General features: G+C 53.9%; 5 protein-coding genes. 4 read left to right on the top strand and 1 reads right to left on the bottom strand.

The features are described from left to right. From cysG to cysC, 4 genes are all read left to right on the top strand, one after another. A partial coding sequence (gene cysG, locus BZG79_RS11170; RefSeq protein ID WP_108743279.1) for a siroheme synthase CysG occupies positions 1–1251 on the top strand: 1251 nt, incomplete at its 5' end. 12 nt (positions 1252–1263) lie between these two features. Beyond that, the gene (cysD, locus tag BZG79_RS11165; RefSeq protein ID WP_077459989.1) at positions 1264–2172 is read left to right on the top strand and encodes a sulfate adenylyltransferase subunit CysD; all 909 of its coding nucleotides are present in this window, start codon (positions 1264–1266) and stop codon (positions 2170–2172) included. 9 nt (positions 2173–2181) lie between these two features. After that, on the top strand, positions 2182–3606 hold the full coding sequence (gene cysN, locus BZG79_RS11160; RefSeq protein WP_077774416.1) for a sulfate adenylyltransferase subunit CysN: 1425 nt from the start codon (positions 2182–2184) through the stop codon (positions 3604–3606). A gap of 145 nt (positions 3607–3751) precedes the next feature. Then, complete coding sequence (cysC, locus tag BZG79_RS11155) at positions 3752–4372, top strand: adenylyl-sulfate kinase (RefSeq protein ID WP_077676652.1); 621 nt, start codon at positions 3752–3754, stop codon at positions 4370–4372. A 5-nt stretch (positions 4373–4377) separates the two neighbouring features. Here the strand turns inward: cysC and BZG79_RS11150 are convergent. Further along, positions 4378–5293, bottom strand: a 916-nt coding sequence (locus BZG79_RS11150; protein WP_242414168.1) for a TIGR03899 family protein, incomplete at its 5' end; no start/stop codon positions are given.

Genomic DNA, 5293 nt, shown 5'->3' with positions numbered 1-5293 from the left:
GTGTTGCGCGAGGCGTTTCGTCCCGAACACCTGGATGGAAACATGCTGGCAATTGCGGCGACCGATAATGCCCTCGTCAACGAGCTGGTCTCCACGGCCGCTGACAGCCGCAATATTTTGGTCAATGTCGTTGATGATACGCCCAAGTGCAGCTTTATTGTCCCCTCATTAGTGGATCGCTCTCCCATTATCATTGCTATTTCGTCGGGCGGTAAAGCGCCGGTATTGGCTCGGATGCTCCGTGAAAAAATTGAAACCTTGGTCCCCCAACATATCGGCAAAATGGCAGCGATGGCGGGCGCGTTTCGCGACAAACTGAAAGCACGCATTCCGACCTTAACGGGGCGGCGCAAATTCTGGGAGGCCGCTTTTAGTGGCCGGTTTGCTGATTTAGTCGCGGCGGGCAAACACCAGCAAGCCGAGCAGGCGCTTGAACAGCTTAGTGGACAAATCACCACCCAAGGCGAAGTGGCCTTGATTGGCGCCGGGCCAGGGGATCCTGGGCTATTGACCTTGCGCGCGTTGCAATTGATGCAGCAAGCCGATGTGGTGTTATACGACTACTTAGTCGCTGAGCCGATTATGGAGTTGTGTCGCCGAGATGCGGAGCTGGTTTGCGTGGGTAAACGGGCGAGCTACCACAGTGTTAGCCAAGACGACATCAATCGTCTATTGGTGGAGCATGCCCAAGCGGGAAAACGGGTGGTGCGCTTAAAAGGAGGCGATCCGTTTATGTTTGGCCGTGGTGGCGAGGAGTTACAAACACTGGCCAACGCCGGTGTCTCGTTTCAAGTGGTGCCTGGTATCACCGCCGCTGCAGGGGCAACAGCGTATGCCGGTATTCCGCTAACCCATCGCGATCACGCCCAAACGGCGCTGTTTATTACCGGCCATTTGAAAAAAGAACAAGACACGCTGGAATGGGCCACCTTGGCACGCGCGCAGCAAACCTTGGTGATCTACATGGGGCTAATGAAGTCGGCCCACATTCAAAGCCAGCTTTTGGCTCATGGCCGTTCACCGGAGACGCCAGTGGCGGTGATTGAAAACGGCACCCGTCCAGAGCAAAAAGTCTTTACCGGTCAACTCAATAATTTACCGTCGCTGGCTGAGCAAGCGGCGTCGCCAGCCCTAATCGTAGTGGGCGAAGTCGCGGCCCTCGCCGGTCAGCTGACTTGGTTTGGTGATAATAATGTGGCAACCGATGCTGATCCCACGCAAGCGCCAACCGCCGTGGTTAACTTCGCTTAAAGGATAATGAAGATGGACGCAAAAACACTGACTCACCTCCAGCAGTTGGAAGCCGAGAGCATTCATATACTGCGGGAAGTCGCAGCGGAGTTTGATAACCCCGTGATGCTGTATTCAATTGGTAAAGATTCGTCGGTGATGCTGCATTTAGCACGCAAAGCCTTTTACCCCGGTAAGATCCCGTTTCCGCTGTTGCATGTCGATACCGATTGGAAGTTTCGCGACATGATTACCTTTCGCGATCGCACCGCTAAAGAGCTGGGGCTAGATCTGATTGTGCACAAAAATCCAGAAGGAATAGCACAGGGGATTAATCCTTTTGATCACGGCTCCGACAAGCACACCGACATCATGAAAACCCAAGCGCTGAAGCAGGCGCTGGATCAACATAAGTTTGATGCGGCGTTTGGCGGTGCGCGTCGAGATGAAGAAAAATCCCGCGCCAAAGAGCGCGTCTATTCGTTTCGCGATAAGAACCACCGCTGGGATCCGAAAAATCAACGGCCAGAGCTGTGGCGCAATTATAACGGTCAAGTGAACCCGGGCGAGAGCATTCGTGTGTTTCCGCTCTCTAACTGGACTGAGCTCGATATCTGGCAATACATCTATCTGGAAAATATCGATATTGTCCCGCTTTACTTGGCGGCTGAACACCCGGTGGTGGAGCGTGAGGGCACCTTGTACATGGTCGATGATGCGCGGATGCCGATTGGACCCGAAGAAACCGTGATGCATAAATCGGTACGTTTCCGCACGCTGGGCTGTTACCCGCTTACCGGGGCGATTGAATCTACCGCGACCACTTTGCCAGAGATCATCGAAGAGATGTTGGTCGCTACCTCAAGTGAACGCCAAGGGCGGGCGATCGACCACGATCAGTCCGGATCCATGGAGCGCAAAAAGCGTCAGGGTTATTTCTAAGGAGCAGTCATGAATCCAGCAATTCAACAACAGGTGGCCGATCTGGGTATTGAGGGTTATCTGCAACAGCACCAACACAAAAGTTTATTGCGCTTTTTGACCTGTGGCTCGGTCGATGACGGTAAATCGACCTTGATTGGCCGCTTGCTGCACGACTCGCAACAGATCTATGAAGATCAGCTGGCTGCTGTCCATGCCGATAGCCAGCGTGTCGGTACCACGGGGGAGAAACCGGATCTGGCGCTACTGGTAGACGGCCTGCAAGCCGAGCGCGAGCAGGGGATCACCATTGATGTGGCGTACCGGTATTTCTCCACCGCCAAGCGTAAGTTTATTATCGCCGATACCCCAGGCCATGAGCAGTACACCCGTAATATGGCTACCGGCGCGTCGACCTGTGATGTAGCGGTGATCTTAATCGACGCCCGTCACGGCATCTTGGATCAGACTCGTCGTCACTCGTATATCGCTAACTTGCTGGGTATTCAGCATTTTGTGGTAGCGGTAAACAAGATGGACTTGGTGGCATATAGCCAAACCCGGTTTAATGAAATTCAAGAGCAGTATCTGGCATTTGCCGATCAGCTCAACCCCGGCTTGTCAGTGTCTATGGTGCCTTTGTCGGCACTGGAAGGCGACAATGTGGTCAATGCCAGTGACGCGATGGCGTGGTATCAAGGCGAGCCGCTACTCAGCCAGCTAGAAGCCATCGACATTGAAAAATCACGCGGGACGGGCGCGTTCCGTTTTCCGGTGCAGTATGTCAATCGACCGGATCTGAACTTCCGTGGCTATGCAGGCACCCTTGCCAGTGGCGAGTTGCATGTGGGCGATGAGGTTAAGGTACTCCCTTCTGGGCTTACCGCGAAGATCGCGCGCATCGTCACCTTTGACGGTGATCGTGAATTCGCCTTTAGCGGTCAAGCGGTCACCCTCACTTTGGATAAAGAAATTGATATCTCGCGTGGCGATCTCTTGGTGCGAGCGGATGATGACGTGGCGGTGGGTCAACGATTTGACGCCGACGTGGTGTGGATGACGCAAACCCCACTGGCACCGGGGCGCGAATACGATATTCAGTTGGCCAGCAAGAAAACCTCAGCGCAGGTTGAGGCACTGTCGTATGGGGTCGATGTTAATACGCTTAATACTCATGACGCAGACACCTTGCCGCTCAATGGCATAGGTCGTTGCACCTTGACCCTGAGCGAAGCGGTGCCGCTAGATACCTATCACGATAGCCCGAATACCGGTGGCTTTATCCTGATTGACCGTCTCACCAATGTGACGGTCGGCGCGGGCATGATTCGTCATGTCGCTGAGACGCAGCCACTAACCACCTCGTCGTTTTCAGCGTTTGAGCTTGAATTAAACCAGCTTATCCGCAAGCACTTCCCGCATTGGCAAGCGCGGGATCTTGGTCAGCTGGGATAGATAATACCTGAGTGTTAATAAGCCCTATATCGGGCTAGCCACATCATTCGCTAGCCCGATACGAGGTCTCATCAAGGCAATGATAAGAGAATAGGTGAATCGTGATAACACACGTATTTTGGCATGGCGGACGGAGAGACTATTTATGACGCAATCTTTTATATCGTCTTCCGATCCTAACGTGATCTGGCATACACATAGTGTTGATCAAGCAACGCGCAGTGAACAAAAGCAGCAGCAGCCGGTCGTGCTTTGGTTTACTGGCTTGTCTGGCTCGGGCAAATCGACCATTGCTGGTGCGTTGGAGGCCGCCTTGGTGGCAGAAGGGCACCATACCTATTTGCTGGATGGCGATAATATTCGCCATGGATTGTGTCGCGATCTGGGTTTTTCCGATCAGGACAGAGCCGAGAACATTCGCCGAATTGGCGAGGTGGCTAAGTTGATGACCGATGCTGGTCTGATTGTCCTCAGTGCTTTTATCTCACCATTCCGCGCGGAGCGAGAGAGGGTGCGCGAGCGTTTGCCAGAGGGGCAGTTTATCGAAGTCTTTGTCGATACGCCGCTGGCGGTGTGCGAGCAGCGCGATCCAAAAGGGCTGTACAAAAAAGCGCGCGCTGGCGAGATCCCTGCGTTTACCGGCATATCGTCAGATTATGAACCGCCGCACGCACCGGCGATTCATTTAACTGGCGATCAGCGTGTTGCTGAGCATGTGGCGGTCTGCCTTGATGTGTTGCGCGATCGGGGGGTGCTGCGCACCTAAAGGTATCACGCATGGGTGTTGACGGTATCGCCAATATCGCTGTGCATCTCAAAGCCTTCGGCGAGCAACGCACAAATCGCGTGGTGGTAGTCGGGATGCACGCGTTTGCCGACCAGTTTAGCCAGCTCGTGGCCGGTGGGACTAAAGCGGTAATAATACAGGCGCATCCCTTTGTGGAGCGGAGTGAGCATGTATTGGGTGTCTTGCAGTGTAAATGGCATGGCAGGATGCATTTCAATCACGCCGGATTCGAGCTCAGTGCGCAGGATCAGCCCCAAGTCCATCAACAGCATTAAGTCGGTGTAAGACAGTTGATAGTGACCCAGAGAGAGCTTATGGGGCGGCTCTGGGCGTAGCAGTTGCACCAAGCCTTGGCGGCGGCGAAAACCGGTGACTAGCTTTTTGGTGCTGTCTTGGCCAAAGGTGCTGGACAATGCACAGGCGCGTTGCAGTGCTTGCGCTTCGCGCTGGGTCATGGTTTCTAAAAGGGTGAGTGCTTTGATCGAGGTGCTTCCCGGACGCAATATTTCCTGTTTAAGGATCTTGGCCCAAAGCTGTTGCATCGCATAGCCGTGAATATTGCGGGCTAAGTCGAAAAAGCGTACCAGCCAATCCGGATCGGGGGTTTGTGCCGTTTCACTGTGAYAACTTTCATAGGTATGAGCAATGATCGCTTCGAGGTTGGCTTGTTGCTTTTGCATCACCTGGCGTTGGCGGTTTGCGCTGCGATGGGCGAGATCCTCTTGCTCCACGTCTTGTAAGCGAGCATCAACTTGATACTCGCTCGCAATCGCTTTTAGTCGCCCTTTACTGCCGCGTAGATCGGCATCTTCTTTATAGCTGTGATCTTGGTGTTGCCGTTTCTCTGGGTGGGCGTCGACGACCACGGGTTTGTCTTGCTCTGCCATGCGGTTCTCACAC

The sequence above is a fragment of the Salinivibrio sp. MA427 genome (assembly GCF_001996115.1).
Classification (GTDB): domain Bacteria; phylum Pseudomonadota; class Gammaproteobacteria; order Enterobacterales; family Vibrionaceae; genus Salinivibrio; species Salinivibrio costicola.
Note: the sequence above shows the minus strand (reverse complement) of the source record. Positions and strands in the feature narration are given on the sequence as shown.